Raw genomic sequence first — 16,235 nt, 5'->3', positions numbered from 1 at the left:
ACTTGTCGAAAAATGGCCATGCGCCATGGCGTAAGCCCGCCAGCATAAACAATCATGGGGGCAGTTTGTACATATTGTTACGTTGAGCCGGGGCGATTTGAGCGCATCACCGGCTAGCGAGCGCAAACGTTTCACGCAATGGAGTTCCTATGATCCAGGCCATCCGCGCCAGTGGCGCCCCGTTCAAACGGCTGTTCTTCGCCTTGCCGGTCAGCGATAGCCAGCGCCGCGCCATCGCCCACTGGCGGCGTGGTCTGAACCTGCGCAGCGGCAAGCCGGTGCCTAGCGAAAACTTCCACCTGACCTTGCTGTTTCTGGGGGACGTAGACGCCGCGCAGGTACCGGCGATTTGCGCCGCAGTCGATACCCTCACGCGCCCGCAAGCGCCACTTCGCCTGGTGCTCGACCGGTTGAACAGCTGGCAACGCGCCGGCGTGCTGGCGCTGGAGCCGCAGGAAACGCCAGCTGCCCTGCGCCAGTTGGTCTACGCCTTGCAACAGGCACTGCTGCCGATGGGCTTTGGCGAGCAGGGCCGCGAGTATCGCCCGCACCTGACCTTGTCGCGCGACTTCCGCCACCAGGCGCCCGAAGCGGGGGTAGCGCCGGAATTCTTCCTCGATGCCCGGGTGTTCACCCTTTACGAATCGCGCAAAGGGCGGTATTGGCCACTGGCGCAATGGCCGCTGGGCGACGCCTGAGGCGGCTCACACCGGCAGGCTCTGGTACGACAGTTCGTCGCCGGGGCTGCGCGCGAACTGGCGCTTGTACTCGCGGCTGAACTGCGAGGTGCTCTGGTAGCCCACTCGATGCGCCGTCTGCGCCACGCCCAAGCCTTCGCCGATCAGCATCTGTTGGGCCTTGAGCAGGCGCAGGCGCTTGACATACTGCATTGGCGCCATGTCGGTGCAGCGCTTGAAGTGCTCATGGAAGGTCGAGACACTCATGTTCGCACACGCTGCCAGGGCCTCGACGCTCAAGGGTTCGGCGTAATGCTCGCGCAGGTGCATGAGTGCCGCGCCAATTCGTGCAAAGTGACCCTGCTGCTCGACCAGCGCGCGCAGCGCCCCAGCTTGCGTTCCGCGCAGTGCGGTGTAGAGCACTTCACGTACGCGCGCCGGCCCCAGGACTTTGGCGTCCACCGGGTCTTGCAGGCACTGCAGCAGGCGCTCGACCGATGCGCGCATCGGCGCATCCAGCGCCGCCGAGGTCATCGACTGTGGCGTCTGCGCCTGTACCACAGCATCGGGGGCCAGGCCCATGCTCTGCACCAATTCGCCCAGCACACCACGGTCGATGTCCACTGCCACACCCAGCAGCGGTACATCGGCGGTGGCGAAGGTTTCGCACATGAACGGCACCGACAGGGCCTGCACCAGGTAATGCCCCGCACCGTACTCCAGGGTGCGCGGCCCCAGGCGCGCCAGCTTGCTGCCCTGCGCCAGGATCATCAGGCTCGGCTCGTAGATTTGCGGGCTGCTGGCTACATAGTGGTCCCAACTCAGCACTTGCACCTGAGGCAGGTGGGTTGGGACGAACCCCGGGCGTTCGGCAAGGCGGCGGATGAGCGCGCACAGCGGGGCGTTGGCATCGACGTGACGGGTCAGTTGCATGGTGTACCAGGACAGAGAATCAGACAGTGGCATCATCGCAGAATGGCTGGCCAGCGCCAGAGGCTGGGCGCAAGGTTCGGACGATCAGGCATGCATGTCGGAGAATCAGCCGTGGCGGGTCACAGGCTTGAAGGGCAAAATGGCCTCACTGAACCGTTTCACTTCATCGAGAGGTCCCGTATGTACACTGCTATCGGTTACGCCGCGCAAACCCCGACCAGCCCCCTGGCGCCCATGAAGTTCGAGCGCCGTGCGCCGCGTCCTGACGATGTGGTCATCGACATTCTCTACTGCGGCGTGTGTCACTCCGACATTCACCAGGCGCGCAACGAGTGGGGCATCGCCGTGTACCCGCTGATGCCCGGTCACGAGATCATCGGCCGGGTCACCGCCGTGGGTGAGCAGGTCAGCGCACACAAGGTTGGCGACCTGGTCGGGGTCGGCTGCATGGTCGATTCCTGCCGCCACTGCGAAGCGTGCGCCAAGGACCTGGAGCAATATTGCCTGGAAGGCCCGACCATGACCTACGCCACCCCGGACCGGGTCGATGGCAGCAACACCATGGGCGGTTATTCCAGCAGCATCGTGGTGAGCGACCATTTCGTGGTGCGCATCCCCGCAGGCATGGACCTGCCCAGCGCTGCGCCGATTCTGTGCGCCGGCATCACCACCTATTCGCCGCTCAAGCACCACGGTGTGGGCCCTGGCCACAAGGTCGGCATTCTCGGCATGGGCGGCCTGGGCCATATGGGCATCAAGCTGGCCAAGGCCCTCGGTGCCGAAGTCACTTTGTTCACTCGTTCCCAGGCCAAGGCCGATGAAGCACGTCGCCAGGGCGCCGACCATGTGATCGTGTCCACCGATGCCGAGCAGATGCGCGCTGCCGCGGGCCGCTTCGACTTCCTGCTCGACACCATCCCGGTGCAGCACGACCTCAATCCGTACCTGGAAACGCTGAAATTCGATGGCGTGCACATCCTGGTCGGTCTGATCGAGCCGATCGACCCGGCGCTGCATGCTGCCAACCTGGTGATGAAACGCCGCGTGCTGGCTGGCTCGCTGATTGGCGGCATCGCCGAAACCCAGGAAGTGCTGGATTTCTGCGCCAAGCACGACATCCGCTGTGACATCGAGATGCTCGATATCCGCAATATCAACCAAGCCTACGAGCGCATGATCGCCGGCGATGTGAAATACCGTTTCGTCATCGACATGGCCACCCTGCAGGGCTGAGCCTGGCCCTCGTCCTAACCCCTGGTAGAGGGCCAGACGCGGGGTTGTGAGGGCCTGGCGTGACGCGTACCATGCCGGGCATTCCTTCCAATGACAAACCGTGCGTCAGCGCTGCCGAACCCCGGCCGCTGGCGCGCGCTCTGTTGCCCTGTCTGCCCAGAAGCGATTCTTATCCATGAATGGACCCATCCCCACCCAGCTACCACCGACCGTCGGTGGCGGCAGCTGGCTAAGCGTGATTGCCCTGGCGCTGGCCGCCTTCATTTTCAACACCACCGAGTTCGTCCCGGTGGCATTGCTCAGCGACATCGGTGCGAGTTTCGACATGAGCACGGCGCAGGTCGGCCTGATGCTGACCATCTATGCCTGGGTGGTGGCGCTGGCCTCGCTGCCGATGATGCTGCTGACCCGCAACGTCGAGCGTCGGCGCCTGCTGCTGTTCGTGTTCCTGGTGTTCATCGTCAGCCACTTGCTGTCGTGGCTGTCACAGAGTTTTGCCATGCTGCTGGTCAGCCGCATCGGCATCGCCCTGGCCCATGCGGTGTTCTGGGCCATCACAGCTTCACTTGCGGTACGCGTGGCGCCTGCGGGCCAACAGGCCAAGGCGCTCGGTCTGCTGGCCACCGGCACGACCCTGGCGATGGTCCTGGGTGTCCCGCTCGGGCGCGTGGTCGGTGAAGCACTGGGTTGGCGCATCACCTTCCTGAGCATTGCCGGCGTGGCGCTGGCGACCATGCTGTGCCTGGTCAAATCGCTGCCGTTGCTGCCCAGCCAGAACTCCGGCTCGCTGCGCAGCCTGCCGGTGCTGTTCAAGCGACCGGCACTGGTCATCACCTACTTGCTGGTGACCCTGGTCATCACCGCGCAATTCACCGCCTACAGTTATATCGAGCCGTTCGCCCTGCAGGTGGCGCAGATCGGCGGCGAGCGCACCACGTTGCTGCTGTTGCTGTTCGGCGGCGCTGGGGTGCTTGGTTCGGTGCTGTTCAGCCGCTACAGCGAGCGGTTCCCCCATGGCTTTCTACTGGGCTCGATCGCCGTGCTGGCGGCGTGCCTGCTGTTGCTGCTGCCGCTGTCTGGGCACTTCTATGTGTTCGCGGCGCTGAGCATGTTCTGGGGTGTGGCGATCCTGAGCTTCAGCCTGTCGCTGCAATCCAAGACCCTGAAATTGGCCCACGACGCCACCGACGTGGCCATGGCGTTGTTTTCGGGGATCTACAACATCGGTATCGGCGGCGGTGCGCTGCTCGGCAGCATCGTCAGCAGCCAGCTGGGCGTGGCCAATATCGGCCTGGTCGGCGGTAGCGTTGCGCTGATGGGGCTGCTCCTGGCGCTGGCCGGCACCCAGCGCTTGCGCCAGGCCTTGCCGCACTGATCGGCGAGCCTCGGCCTGGGCGGCGCTCAGCGCAAGACCGCTGTCCAGGCTGAGGCCAGTAACAACACCGCCAGTGTGCGGTTGAACCACAACAGTCGCCCAGGGCGGCTCAGCCAGCGGGCGCTGCCCACGCCCAGCAGCGCCCATGCCGTCATGCAGGGCAGGGCGATCAGCAGGAACACCAACGCCAGTTGCCAGATGGGCAGCGAGGGTGCTGCAAAGACCCCGATCACGGCCACGGCCATCATCCAGACCTTGGGGTTGATCACCTGCAGGGATGCTGCGTCCAATGCCGTGAAGGGTTTGCCGCTGGCGCTGTCGAGGGGCTGGCCTGCACTGCGCAGCATGCGCCAGGCGAGCACGCTCAACCACACGACGCCCGCCCAATTCATCATGTGCTGAACCTGCGCATGCCGCGCCAGCAGCTCATCCAGGCCCAGGCCGACCAGCAGCACCACCGCTGCCGCGGCGCCGCACCCGGCCAGTATTGGCGCCAGGCTCGCGCGCAGACCGCGGCGGGCACCGTGGGCGAGAATCAGCAGGTTGGTCGGCCCGGGACTGATGCTCGACACCAGGGCGAATAACAAGAACGCCAACAACGATTGCGACATGGAAAACGGCTCCGTGTGAAAAGAGCCCCATGCTCGCAACGGCCGCCGGTTCAGTCTGGAAGGTTTGAGCAGCGCCTGCGGTAGTCGGCAGGGGTCAGCCGATAGGCGCGGCGAAACCAGCGGCCAAGGTGGCTCTGGTCGGCGAAGCCCAGCGCCACGGCGGCTTCGGCGGGCGTCTGGCCCTGGCCCAGCAGGCGTCGGGCGCGGGCCAGGCGCAGCTGGATGAGGTAAGCGTGAGGCGCCAGGCCAAAGGCGCTCTTGAACGCCCGTGTCAAGCGGAAACGGTCGACCCCGCAGGCCTGCGCGACCTGTTCCAGGGCAATGTCCTGATCAAAATGCGCATGCAGAAAATCCCGCGCGCGCTGGGCGGTGAGTGGCAGGCGCGGGTCGGGGTTCAGGCGTTTGCGCCAGTGCAGGTGACAGGTCAGCGCGGCCAGCAGTTGGTCCAGCGCCGCCTGGCGCACGATGCGCAGTTCCTGGCCATGCATCGCTTGAAACGCCAGGGCTGTGGCACACACCAGGCGGGTGTCCTGGCACAAGGTGTCCGCGAAGCGCGGCAGGCTGTCGCCGGGCACCTGGTCGAACAGCGCGCGCAGTTCGGCGTCCAGCCACTGCGGATCGAGGTACAAGGTCGAATAGGTAAAGCCCTCGGCGGTGGGCGCATCACCGTCATGCAGGTCGCCCGGCTCGAGCAGAAACACATGACCTGCCGTGCTTTGATGCCGCACCTTACGGCAATTGAATTGCTGCACACCTTGCTCGGTCACCCCGACCAGGAAGCTGTCGTGCCAGTGCGGGTCGTAGGCATGGCCGACGAAATGCGCACGAACCGACTCGATGCCGGTGTCGGCGTCTTGCTTGAGATCGATCCAGTTACTCATGGCAGCAGGCTTGATTCAGGGCAGGGCAGTCAACCTTACCCGACTCGGACAGGGCGGTTTAGAACATTTGTGCAGGCTGCAACGTGGCGAATCGCTCGCGCAACCACAGGTGCAACTGGCTGACGGCCGGTGACAGCTGCTTGCGATGGGGGCAGACCAAGGTTACCGGTGTGGCTTCGCCGGGGTAATCCGGCAACAGGACTTCCAGCTCGCCGGCGGCGATGTTGGCGCTGACATCCAGCCACGACTTGTAGACGATACCTTCGCCTTCCAGCGCCCAACGCCGCACCACATCGGCGTCGTCGCTGATCAGCGGGCCATGGACCTGCACCGTGCGGTTGCCCAGCTGCCATTTATCGAACACCCGGTTGTGCTGCAAGTACAACAGGCAGTCGTGGTGCGCCAGCTCCTCGGGGCTGCGCGGGCGGCCGTGCCGGGCCAGGTAGCCGGGCGCCGCCACCAGCACCCGGCGGTTCCACGGCGCCAGGGGCAAGGCGATGTAGTTGGCGTCCTGATTCAGGCCGTAGCGAATGGCGACGTCGACCGGGTCGCGGCTGAAGTCCGCCATCTGGTCAGACAGAAAAAAGCGTAGCGCCAGCGCTGGGTGCTCGCGGCGAAACGCGCTGAGCCAGGGCAACAGCAAGTTGCGGCCGATGTCGGAGGGCGCCGATACCTGGAGCACGCCGCGCAGCACATTGGCGCTGGCATGCAACTGCTCATGGCCCTGGCGCAGCATTTCCAACGCCTGCTGGGCAGTGGGCAGGTAGCGCTCGCCCTCAGCGGTCAAGCGCAGGCTGCGGGTGGTGCGCGCGAACAGGCGCACGTCAAGGTCGCGCTCCAGACGCTTGACTGCGGCGGCCACTTGTCCCGGCAACAGGTGGGCTTCATGGGCGGCAGCGGTGAAGCTACCCAAAGCGCTGCTGCGCACGAACAGGTGCAGATCGGTCAAACGCAGCATTTTCACTCCAGCAATAAAAGTGTTGCTGCATTCTGCCGGTTTTTCTGCGTCGCAGAACAGATAAGATGCGTCACACGTTCCCTACTGCTTAATGGAGTTGTTGCATGGATACCGTCTCCCTGGCCAAACGCCGCTACACCACCAAGGCTTACGATGCCGCTCGCAAGATTCCCCAGGCGACGATCGACGCGCTGCTCGAGCAATTGCGCCACAGCCCATCGTCGGTCAATTCGCAGCCGTGGCACTTCGTCGTTGCGGACAGCGCAGAAGGCAAGGCTCGCCTGGCCAAGGCCACTGAAGGCGGGTTCGCCTACAACACGGCCAAGATCCTCGATGCTTCGCATGTGATCGTGTTCTGCACCCGTACCGACATGACCGAAGCGCATCTAGATGCTGTGCTGGAGCAAGAACAGGCCGATGGCCGCTTCCGTGACCAGCAAGCCCGCGCAGGGCAGGACCAGACTCGCCGTGGCTATGCCAACCTGCATCGCTACGATCTTAAAGACCTGCAGCATTGGATGGAGAAGCAGACTTACCTGGCGCTGGGTACCGCACTGCTCGGCGCTGCCGCCCACGGCCTGGATGCCACGCCCATCGAAGGCTTCGACAGCAAGGTCATGGATGCCGAATTGGGCCTGCGGGAACAAGGCTTCAGCAGCGTGGTGGTGCTGAGCTTGGGCTATCGCAGCGAGGCGGATTTCAATGCCGGCTTGAACAAGTCGCGTCTGCCGGCCAAATCGGTGTTCACCTTCCTGTGAATGCAGCGGGCTGCGGCAGCTGCCGCAGCCGGCTCGTCACGCACTACCACAGCGCTCCGGCAGCGGCCGTGCAGGCCCGCTGCAGCACGCCAATCGCGGCCTCCACCTCGGCCTCGGTGGTGAATCGCCCGATGCTCAGGCGTACGCTCTGGCGTGCCCTCGGCTCGTCCAGGCCCAGGGCCAGCAGCACATGGGAAGCGGCGCTGCTTGCCGAATTGCACGCCGAGGTGGTGGACAGCGCCAGTTCACTGCCCAGCGCTGCACTGTTGAAGCCATCGACCGCGATCAGCAAATTCAAGGTGTGCGCCACCCGCTGCCGCGCATCGCCATTGAGACTTACCCCTGGCAGGCTCAGCAAGCCTTCATGCAAGCGCCTGGACAAGCGTTCGATGCGCTGATGCTCCTGGTCGCCTGGTTCACCGGCCAAGGCAAACGCACTGCCCATGCCGACGATCTGATGGGTGGGCAAGGTACCCGAACGTAACCCGCGCTCATGGCCGCCGCCGTGAATCTGCGCACGCATCAGGGGTCGTGCGTGGGGTCCGACATACAGTGCGCCGATGCCCTTGGGGCCGTAGACTTTGTGCGCTGAAAACGACATCAGGTCCACCGCCATGGCGCGCAGGTCAATGCCCAGCTTGCCAACCGCCTGTGCCGCATCCACATGCAACAGGGCGCCATGGGCGCGCACCCGCTCAGCAATGGCCGCGACGTCGGTGACCGTGCCCAGCTCGTTGTTCACCGCCATCAATGACACCAGGCGCGTGTCGGGGCGCAGCGCCGCCTGCACCGCGTAGGGCTGGATCAGGCCGGTTTCGTCTGGCGCCAGGCGAGTGACCGCCCAGCCGTGACGCTCAAGCTCGCTGACCGTATCGAGCACGGCCTTGTGCTCGAGCTGACTGGTGATCAGATGTCCGGGTTGGCCCCAGCCCTGGGCGATGCCCTTGAGGGCAAGGTTGTTGGATTCAGTCGCGCCCGACGTCCAGATGATGTCCTCAGGGTTGGCATTGACGCGCTCGGCGACCTGACGCCTGGCCTGTTCGACCACTTCACGGGCGGCCTGGCCGAACAGGTGCCCGCTGGAAGCGGGATTGCCGAAGTTGACCTGACGACCCAGGCAACTGAGCATGGTTTCGATGACGCGGTCATCGACCGGCGTGGTGGCGGCATAGTCGAAATACAGAGGAGCGCTGGGCATGAGGCGAGTCCGTGCAAGCTGCCGTGGATCGGCAGTGGTGGACTCAAGCCTACCCGCTAGTAGCCGGACGATTGTGCTATTTGTCAGCGAGTCAGCGCGTTTGCAGAGAATATTTTTCTCTATGAATAGGCCTGGGTGAAATAACGCACTCCTAGTGCAGCCGCCATTTTTCAACGGTGTCGATCAGGCCGGCTGCAGGGCGCGTTCCTCATCGGCCACGACGCGCTCGCACAGCTCGATGATCTGCTCGCGCATCCAGCGGTTGGCCGGGTCCTGGTCGGTGCTCTCATGCCAATACAGGTGGGTTTCCAGCGGCGGGATTTCCACCGGCAGGGGATGGAAGCGCAGCTGATGGCGGCGGGCGAATCGCTCGGGCACGGTCATCACCATGTCCGTCTGTTGCAACACTTGCGAGGCCATCAGGTAATGCTGCGAGCGCAGCGCGACCTTGCGTTGCACGCCCATCTTGCCCAGGGCCAGGTCCACGTAGCCCAAGCCATTGCGGCGGCTGGAAATGTGGATGTGGGTCATGGCCAGGTAGTTGTCCAAGGTCAGCTTGGCCTCGGCCAGTGGGTGGCCCTGGCGCAGGGCGCAAACATAGCGGTCCTGCATCAACTTGACGTGGCGTACCTGCGGGTCGGTGTTCAGCGGGGCATCCACGGCGAAATCCAGGCGCCCGGCCGCCAGCTCCTTGGTGGTTTCGCGGCGCTTGCACAGAAAACTTTCGATCAACACTGCCGGGGCCAGGCGGCGCAGGCGCTGGAACAGCGGCGGCAGCACCACGGCCTCGGTGAGGTCGGTCATGCTGATGCGGAAGGTCTTGTTGGCCTGCTGCGGATTGAAGATGCGGCTTTCCTGCACCGAGGTGCGCAGCAGCGCCAGGGCGTTGCGCACCGGGCCGATGATGTTCTGCGCCATGGGCGTGGGTACCATGCCTTGAGCGGTACGCACGAACAGCGGGTCGTTGAAGGTTTCACGCAGTCGGGAAAGCGCGTTGGATACCGCCGGCTGGGTGATGCCGACGATTTGCCCGGCACGGGTCAAGTTGGCTTCGGTGTAGATCGCGTCAAAGACGATGAACAGGTTGAGGTCGACCTTGCTGAGGTTCATGGCGCCGCCTTTTGTTTGAATTATTGGCCGATCATATATCGGTTATGAATGTTAATACACGCTGAAAATAGACTAGGTAGATCGAGGTGCGCTGCTCTAGGCTCTGCCCATGTCTTTCGAACCGTGAAGGTAGCCCCGATGGATTTCGCCTATTCGCCCAAGGTCCAGGCACTGCGTGAGCGCGTCAGTGCGTTCATGGAGGCCCATGTCTATCCTGCCGAGCCAGTGTTCGAGCGCCAGGTCGCCGAGGGTGACCGCTGGCAGCCCACGCAGATCATGGAACAACTCAAGGAGCAGGCACGGGCTGAGGGCCTGTGGAACCTGTTCCTGCCCGAATCGCAATACGGCGCTGGCCTGAGCAATCTGGAATACGCGCCGCTTGCCGAGATCATGGGGCGCTCGCTGCTGGGTCCGGAGCCGTTCAACTGCTCAGCGCCGGACACCGGCAACATGGAGGTGCTGGTGCGTTATGGCAGCCCGGCGCAGAAGCAGCAGTGGCTCGAGCCGTTGCTGCGTGGCGAGATCCGTTCGGCATTCGCCATGACCGAGCCGGACGTAGCCTCGTCGGATGCGACCAACATGGCCGCGACTGCCATACGGCAGGGCGACCAGTGGCTGATCAACGGCCGTAAGTGGTGGACTTCCGGCGCCTGCGATCCACGCTGCAAGGTGATGATCTTCATGGGTTTGTCCAACCCCGATGGGCCACGCCATGAGCAGCATTCGATGATCCTGGTGCCGACCGACACACCCGGCGTGAAGATCGTCCGGCCGCTGCCGGTGTTCGGCTACGACGACGCGCCCCATGGTCACGCCGAGGTGCTGTTCGAGAACGTGCGCGTGCCGTTCGATAACGTCATCCTCGGCGAAGGCCGTGGCTTCGAGATCGCCCAGGGGCGCCTTGGGCCTGGACGCATTCACCACTGCATGCGCTCGATCGGCATGGCCGAGCGGGCTCTGCAGCTGATGTGCGAGCGGTCGGTGGCGCGCACCGCCTTCGGCCGGCCGTTGGCGCGCCTGGGCGGTAATGTCGACAAGATCGCCGATTCACGCATGGAGATCGACATGGCCCGCCTGCTGACCCTGAAGGCTGCGTACATGATGGATACAGTCGGTAACAAGGTCGCCCGCAGCGAGATCGCGCAGATCAAGGTGGTCGCGCCAAACGTGGCCTTGAAGGTTATCGACCGGGCCATTCAGATGCATGGCGGGGCCGGGGTCAGTGGGGATTTCCCCTTGGCTTACATGTATGCCATGCAGCGCACCCTGCGCCTGGCCGATGGCCCGGACGAAGTGCACCGGGCGGCGATCGGCAAGTATGAAATCGGTAAGTATGTGCCCGCGCAGATGCTACGCGGCGACCTTCGTTAGTCGGCGCAGTCTGTAGGATCAGCTTACGAAGCCTGTAGGAAAGGTCTATTTTTTCACGCTCGACGCAAGTCATCCCTGGGCAGGTGTTAGGTTTTCTACCTTACAACGGCACAGGGAGTACTACCGATGCGGCTTAACCTGGCTGGCAAAGGTCATGCAGTGGATGGTGATGTGACGACCACGGGCGCCATTTGTATCGCCACCGGTGCAGGCTACTCACGGCATGGGCGCGTGGTGCTCAGAGAAGGCGATCTCACCACGCGCTGTCCGCGCTGTGGACAGGTGGGGGTGGTGGCGGACGGTGTGCGCTTCTTTCTGTCCTGCGGCCGGCGCGTGGCCATGGACGGCGCACTGGTGCTGTGTGCTTGCCCGACCGGCAGTAATCGCGTGGTCGCTCCGTTGCATCAGGCACCTCCAGCGCGGCAGGCGACGCGACCTGCCGTGGACTCGATCAGGCAACTGCAGCCAGCAGCGCTGCTTGAGCGCGACACGGTCAGTGCCGCGCACTGAGCGCGGGTATCAGGTGCGTAGCTGAGAGTCTTCGGCTTTATTGTCAGCTTTTGCCTCTGCGCCTGCTCCCGGCTGCGTCGGGACAGCAGGCGCTACTGCCTTGTCACCACGGGTCTTGAGCAACGAAACCAGCACGCCACCGAGCAGCAGCGCAAAGGTGACGCCCAGCGACAGCAACGCTGGCACCTTGCCAACCATGCCGTGGTAGAAAATTTTGCAACCGATGAAAATCAGCACCAGCGCCAGCGCATACTTGAGATACACGAAGCGGTGCATCAGTGCCGACAGCGCGAAATACAGCGAGCGCAGGCCAAGGATGGCAAAGATGTTCGAGGTGTAGACGATGAACGGGTCCTGGGTAATGGCGAAGATGGCCGGCACGCTGTCGACCGCGAACACCAGGTCGGCCAGCTCGATCAGCACCAGGGCCAGGAACAGCGGCGTCGCATAGCGCAGGGCTTTGTTCTCGCCAGGTGGGGTCAGCCGTACGAAGAAGTGGGAGCCGTGAATTTCGTCGGTCACGCGCATGTGCCTGCGCACGAACTTGAGCACGGGATTGCTGGCAAGGTCGGGGTGGCTGTCCTCCTTGGACAGGGCCATCTTGACCCCGGTGAACAGCAGGAACGCGCCGAAGATATACAGCACCCAGGCAAAGTTCTCGACCAGCGCGGCGCCCACGCCGATCATGATCGCGCGCAGTATCACGACGCCGAGAATCCCCCAGAACAGCACGCGGTGCTGATAGCGACGGGGGATGGCGAAGAAGCCGAAAATCATCGCCATGACGAAGACGTTGTCCATCGACAAGGATTGTTCGACCAGAAACCCTGTGTAGAACTCCAGCGCCGATTGCGCGCCGAGTTGGTACCAGACCCATACCCCGAACAGTACGCCGACGCTGAAATAGCCTGAATACAGCAGCAGGCTTTCGCGCATTTCGATTTCGCGGTCCTGGCGGTGCAGCACGCCGAGGTCGAGCACCAGCAGACCGATGACGATCGCCATGAACACCAGCCACAGCCATGTGCTGGTCCCTAGAAACGGAGTGGTGAGAAATGCGTGCAGAGCTGTCATGAGCCCCTCCTGATTGGTCGACGTTGCCTGGCAACAGTGATCCGACATCACGGCGTGGCAGCCGTCAGAGGGGCCCGGTATCACATGAGGTTGATGCTAGCTGCGTTTATCCAGGATGCCGAACGGCGAGCTGTTACATTTCATTACTCGTCAGTAGACCCATACCTCCACCCGCTGATTGCGCAAGCGGCCGTGCTGCTGATCGTTGCCCGCGACTGGCAGCTCATCGCCCATGCCGCTCACCTGTAAGACCTCGACCCCGGCCCGCGCCAGCTCGCGGCGCACCGCCTGGGCACGCAAGCGTGACAGCAGAGCCGCGCGGCCTGGTGTTTCCTTGCGGTCGCCGAAACCCACCAGTACCGCTTTGCCTTGCAGCTTGCCGGCTCGGCGCAAGTACTCAGTGACCCGTTGCACGTCACGCAGGCCTTTGCTGTCGAGGCTGGCGCTGCCTGGCTGGAAGCGAAAGTTCACGCTCAGCCGTTGGGCTTGCCGCGCCAGGCTGCGATAGCGCGGCGGCATGCCTGCCTGCGGCGTTATCGTCTGCGTGACTACCCGTTGCGAGACGAAACCCTGCTGCGCGACGATGGCCTGGCCCGCCGCGCTCTGGGCGAATTCGGCCAATGCGTAGGCCTGAGGCTTGGCGTTGGCCGGCAGGTACAGGTACAGGCGCCGCGACAGTGGATAATCCTCGCTGGCGACCCGCGCACGATCAGGCAGCATCGCCGGCGCATTGCCGTCGGCAATGGCCAGCACCTTGGCCCCATGTACCGCCGCCAGGCTGATGAAACCGATCGCCTGGCGATCCGTCACCACCTGCTCGGCCACGGCCTCGTTGGACTCGAAGCGCTGCGTCTGTGCCGCCAGGCGGCGGCCCTGCGCGGTCAGGACCAGGGCCTTGAAGGTTTCATAGGTACCAGAGCGATCGTCGCGGGCCTTGAGGTGGATGTCGCCGCCGCTGACGCCAAGCTCCTCCCAGCGCCGTACACGCCCGGCGAAGATCTGCGCCAGTTGCTCGGTGCTCAGCTGCGGCAAGGGGTTGTCCGGGTGCACGATCACCGCCACGGCGTCCAGGCCGATCACCTGCTCGGCGCTGGCCGCGCGCAGGTCGCCCAAGGCCTGTAGCTGATGCGCTTCGTCATCACTGATTGGGCGCGAGGCTGCGGCCATGTCGGCGAGGCCCTGGCCAAGGGCGGCGAAACCGGTGCTGGTGCCATGGGCGGCGATGTCGATGCGCAGCTGCCGGCCTTGCGCATCCACTGCGCTGATCAGGGTTTCATTGGGCATGGCCCCAGGGGCCTGACGAACCACCGTGGCCTGTTGCGCCCACAGCTGCCCCAGCACCAGCGCAGGCAGCAGCGCCGCGCCCATGGTATTGGAGCCCTGCACACGCAGTTGCAGCGGCCCGGCCCCTACGGTCATGGGTAGCAGGAGAAACAGCAGAAGCAGCGTGCGCAGCATGCCGGACAACCTTGTGGCGGGTTGCCCGGCAGATTACGACAGTGGCGTGACCGACGTGTGACGTTGCAACCTGCGCCGCTGCAGTGGCTCGTTGCAGACCTGGCTGCTCAGTGGGCGCCTGCCGACTTGCTCAGGTCGCTTTGCGCCCATTCGGTGTAGATGCACGCATCAGCCACCGCCCAACGCACCCGGACCGTGTCGCCGGGCTTCATCGGCATACCCGCTGCGGACAACGCCTTGACGGTCAACTCGGTGCCGCCTGCGGTCCTGACGTGACAGGTCTGGCTTTCGCCGAGGAACAACACTTCGCCGACCTTGGCGACGACCTCGTTCCAGCCGCCCGGCAAAGGCTCGCGCGCAGCCTGCTCAGCGCTCAGGGCCAGGGCTTTTTCAGGCCGAACCATGATCAGCGCGTCCTGCTGGGCGCTCAGGCCGGGCGTCAGGCGAATCGCCACGGGCTGGCCTTCGAAGCTGGCCGCACCGTTGCTGTTCGCTTGCACGTGCAGGAAGTTGGAATTGCCCAGGAACGAGGCGACGAAGGCGTTTGGCGGGTTCTGGTAGAGGTCATAACCGCTGCCCAGGCCGACGATCTTGCCATGACTGAAAATGGCGATGCGCTGGGACAGGCGCATGGCTTCTTCCTGGTCATGGGTCACATAGACGATGGTGATCCCCAGGCGCCGGTGCAACTGACGCAGTTCGTCCTGCAGGTCTTCGCGCAGTTTCTTGTCCAGCGCGCCGAGCGGCTCGTCCATCAGCAGGATGCGCGGCTCGTACACCAGCGCACGGGCGATGGCCACGCGCTGCTGCTGGCCGCCGGACATCTGCGAAGGCTTGCGGTGGGCGAACGGCTCCAACTGCACCAGCTTGAGCATGGCATCCACGCGCTTGCTGGTTTCAGCAGCGCCGAGTTTGCGAATGGCCAGGGGGAAACCGATGTTGTCGCGCACGTTCAGGTGCGGAAACAGCGAGTAGCGCTGGAACACCATGCCGATGTCGCGCTTGTGCGGCGGCACGTGGACCAGCGATTGGCCGTCGACCAGAATCTCGCCGCTGCTCGGGGTCTCGAATCCGGCCAGCATCGACAAGGTGGTGGATTTGCCCGAGCCGCTGGAGCCGAGGAACGTCAGAAACTCGCCTTCCTGGATCTCCAGGTCGAGGTTGTCCACGGCAGTGAAATCGCCGTAATGCTTGTTCAAACCGCGCAGGCTGACCAGCGTCTTGCCCTGGGCGTTGTCTTTGATGACTGCACTCATTGTTGTGTTCTCCGTGCGCTCAGGCGTTGACTTCGGTACGCCGGCGCAAGGCGGCGGCAATGAACATGACCAGCAGCGAGAGGCCGATCAGCAGGGTGGATGCGACGGCGATCACCGGGCTCAGGTCCTGGCGCAAGGTGGTCCACATCTTCACCGGCAGGGTCTGCAGGTCAGGGCTGGCCATCATGACGCTCAGCACGACTTCATCCCACGACACCAGAAAGGCGAACAGACCGCCGGCGATCATTCCAGGGCGGATCGCTGGAAAGGTCACCTTGAAGATCGCCTGCAAACGCGAGGCGCCGCAGATCACGGCAGCATCCTCGATCGACTGGTCGAACAGCTTCAGCGAATTGATGATCGAGATGATGGTGAAGGGCAGGGCGACGATCACGTGGCTGACCACGAAGGCGAACAGCGTGCCGGTGTAGCCGAGCTTGAGGAACAGCGCGTACACCGCCACCGCGATGATCACCAGCGGCACGATCATCGGCATGGTGAACAAACCGTAGAGCATTTCGCGCCCAGGAAAGCGCCCGCGCACCAGCGCAAACGCCGTGGGCAAGCCCAGCAGCACCGCGGCGATGGTGGTCAATACGGCCACCTTGAGACTGGCCAGGGCCGCTTCCATCCACTCGGGGTTGGAGAAGAACTGGCCGTACCACTTGAAGGTCCAGCCCGGTGGCGGGAACACCAGCCATTGGGATGAGCCGAACGACAGCAGCACGATGAACACCACCGGCAGCAGCAGGAACGCCGCAATGACGCCGGTGGTCAGGTACAGGCCCGTACGCAGCGGGCGACCCATGGCATTGGCAGACAGCAGCATGAC

At 64.0% G+C, this 16,235-nt stretch carries 16 protein-coding genes; 6 read left to right on the top strand and 10 right to left on the bottom strand.

The annotated features are described in order from the left end of the window. The first annotated feature begins 149 nt into the window (after nt 1-149). Nucleotides 150-698: an RNA 2',3'-cyclic phosphodiesterase gene (gene thpR, locus ACLEJW_RS04580; RefSeq protein WP_313299553.1), complete on the top strand. Its 549-nt coding sequence runs from the start codon at nt 150-152 to the stop codon at nt 696-698. Nucleotides 699-704: 6 nt separating this feature from the next. Here the strand turns inward: thpR and ACLEJW_RS04575 are convergent, their stop codons facing one another. Then, nucleotides 705-1,610 (bottom strand): AraC family transcriptional regulator, encoded by a 906-nt coding sequence (locus tag ACLEJW_RS04575; protein ID WP_313455447.1) that lies wholly within the window; start codon nt 1,608-1,610, stop codon nt 705-707. 180 nt (nt 1,611-1,790) lie between these two features. Here ACLEJW_RS04575 and calA point away from each other — a divergent pair, with 180 nt between their 5' ends. Both calA and ACLEJW_RS04565 read left to right on the top strand, forming a co-directional pair. Then, the gene (gene calA, locus ACLEJW_RS04570) at nt 1,791-2,843 is read left to right on the top strand and encodes a vanillin reductase (RefSeq protein ID WP_440777050.1); all 1,053 of its coding nucleotides are present in this window, start codon (nt 1,791-1,793) and stop codon (nt 2,841-2,843) included. Nucleotides 2,844-3,018: 175 nt separating this feature from the next. Further along, complete coding sequence (locus ACLEJW_RS04565) at nt 3,019-4,218, top strand: sugar transporter (RefSeq protein WP_440777049.1); 1,200 nt, start codon at nt 3,019-3,021, stop codon at nt 4,216-4,218. A gap of 26 nt (nt 4,219-4,244) precedes the next feature. On the opposite strand, the gene ACLEJW_RS04560 is transcribed toward ACLEJW_RS04565, so the two are convergent. Genes ACLEJW_RS04560 through ACLEJW_RS04550 form a run of 3 tightly spaced genes read right to left on the bottom strand, consistent with a single transcriptional unit; the run spans nt 4,245 to nt 6,668 of the window. Beyond that, complete coding sequence (locus ACLEJW_RS04560) at nt 4,245-4,829, bottom strand: LysE family translocator (protein ID WP_313299560.1); 585 nt, start codon at nt 4,827-4,829, stop codon at nt 4,245-4,247. A 50-nt stretch (nt 4,830-4,879) separates the two neighbouring features. Then, nucleotides 4,880-5,710 (bottom strand): AraC family transcriptional regulator, encoded by an 831-nt coding sequence (locus ACLEJW_RS04555; RefSeq protein ID WP_313299562.1) that lies wholly within the window; start codon nt 5,708-5,710, stop codon nt 4,880-4,882. Between the two features lie 58 nt (nt 5,711-5,768). Then, the gene (locus tag ACLEJW_RS04550; RefSeq protein WP_145187089.1) at nt 5,769-6,668 is read right to left on the bottom strand and encodes a LysR family transcriptional regulator; all 900 of its coding nucleotides are present in this window, start codon (nt 6,666-6,668) and stop codon (nt 5,769-5,771) included. A 104-nt stretch (nt 6,669-6,772) separates the two neighbouring features. Between ACLEJW_RS04550 and nfsB the strand changes: the two genes are divergently transcribed. Then, nucleotides 6,773-7,426, top strand: a complete 654-nt coding sequence (gene nfsB / locus ACLEJW_RS04545) for an oxygen-insensitive NAD(P)H nitroreductase (RefSeq protein WP_145187086.1) — start codon at nt 6,773-6,775, stop codon at nt 7,424-7,426. A 43-nt stretch (nt 7,427-7,469) separates the two neighbouring features. Here nfsB and ACLEJW_RS04540 read toward each other — a convergent pair whose 3' ends face one another. Next, nucleotides 7,470-8,624, bottom strand: a complete 1,155-nt coding sequence (locus tag ACLEJW_RS04540) for a cysteine desulfurase family protein (protein ID WP_145187054.1) — start codon at nt 8,622-8,624, stop codon at nt 7,470-7,472. A gap of 183 nt (nt 8,625-8,807) precedes the next feature. Further along, nucleotides 8,808-9,734 (bottom strand): LysR family transcriptional regulator, encoded by a 927-nt coding sequence (locus ACLEJW_RS04535; protein ID WP_145187051.1) that lies wholly within the window; start codon nt 9,732-9,734, stop codon nt 8,808-8,810. Nucleotides 9,735-9,872: 138 nt separating this feature from the next. On the opposite strand from ACLEJW_RS04535, the gene ACLEJW_RS04530 reads away from it, so the two are divergent. Next, nucleotides 9,873-11,105 carry an acyl-CoA dehydrogenase gene (locus ACLEJW_RS04530; RefSeq protein WP_440777048.1) on the top strand — a complete coding sequence of 411 codons (1,233 nt, stop codon included), beginning with the start codon at nt 9,873-9,875 and terminating at the stop codon, nt 11,103-11,105. Between the two features lie 126 nt (nt 11,106-11,231). Beyond that, complete coding sequence (locus ACLEJW_RS04525; RefSeq protein WP_145187045.1) at nt 11,232-11,615, top strand: PAAR domain-containing protein; 384 nt, start codon at nt 11,232-11,234, stop codon at nt 11,613-11,615. Nucleotides 11,616-11,624: 9 nt separating this feature from the next. Here the strand turns inward: ACLEJW_RS04525 and ACLEJW_RS04520 are convergent, their stop codons facing one another. The 4 genes from ACLEJW_RS04520 to ACLEJW_RS04505 all read right to left on the bottom strand — a co-directional run bounded on the left by ACLEJW_RS04520 (nt 11,625) and on the right by ACLEJW_RS04505 (nt 16,232). After that, nucleotides 11,625-12,689, bottom strand: coding sequence for a TerC family protein (locus ACLEJW_RS04520; protein WP_145187042.1), 1,065 nt, complete (start codon nt 12,687-12,689; stop codon nt 11,625-11,627). Between the two features lie 150 nt (nt 12,690-12,839). Beyond that, nucleotides 12,840-14,147: a phosphate ABC transporter substrate-binding/OmpA family protein gene (locus ACLEJW_RS04515; protein ID WP_313299573.1), complete on the bottom strand. Its 1,308-nt coding sequence runs from the start codon at nt 14,145-14,147 to the stop codon at nt 12,840-12,842. A 107-nt stretch (nt 14,148-14,254) separates the two neighbouring features. After that, nucleotides 14,255-15,403: an ABC transporter ATP-binding protein gene (locus ACLEJW_RS04510; protein WP_440777047.1), complete on the bottom strand. Its 1,149-nt coding sequence runs from the start codon at nt 15,401-15,403 to the stop codon at nt 14,255-14,257. A gap of 19 nt (nt 15,404-15,422) precedes the next feature. Further along, a complete protein-coding gene (locus ACLEJW_RS04505) occupies nt 15,423-16,232 on the bottom strand; it encodes an ABC transporter permease (protein WP_145187033.1) in 810 nt (269 codons plus the stop codon). Nucleotides 16,233-16,235 lie beyond the last annotated feature (3 nt).

The organism is Pseudomonas sp. SMSB3 (assembly GCF_052041965.1).
Taxonomy (GTDB): domain Bacteria; phylum Pseudomonadota; class Gammaproteobacteria; order Pseudomonadales; family Pseudomonadaceae; genus Aquipseudomonas.
The sequence above is the reverse complement of the archived record's forward strand: the minus strand, read 5'-3'. Positions and strand labels throughout refer to the sequence as shown.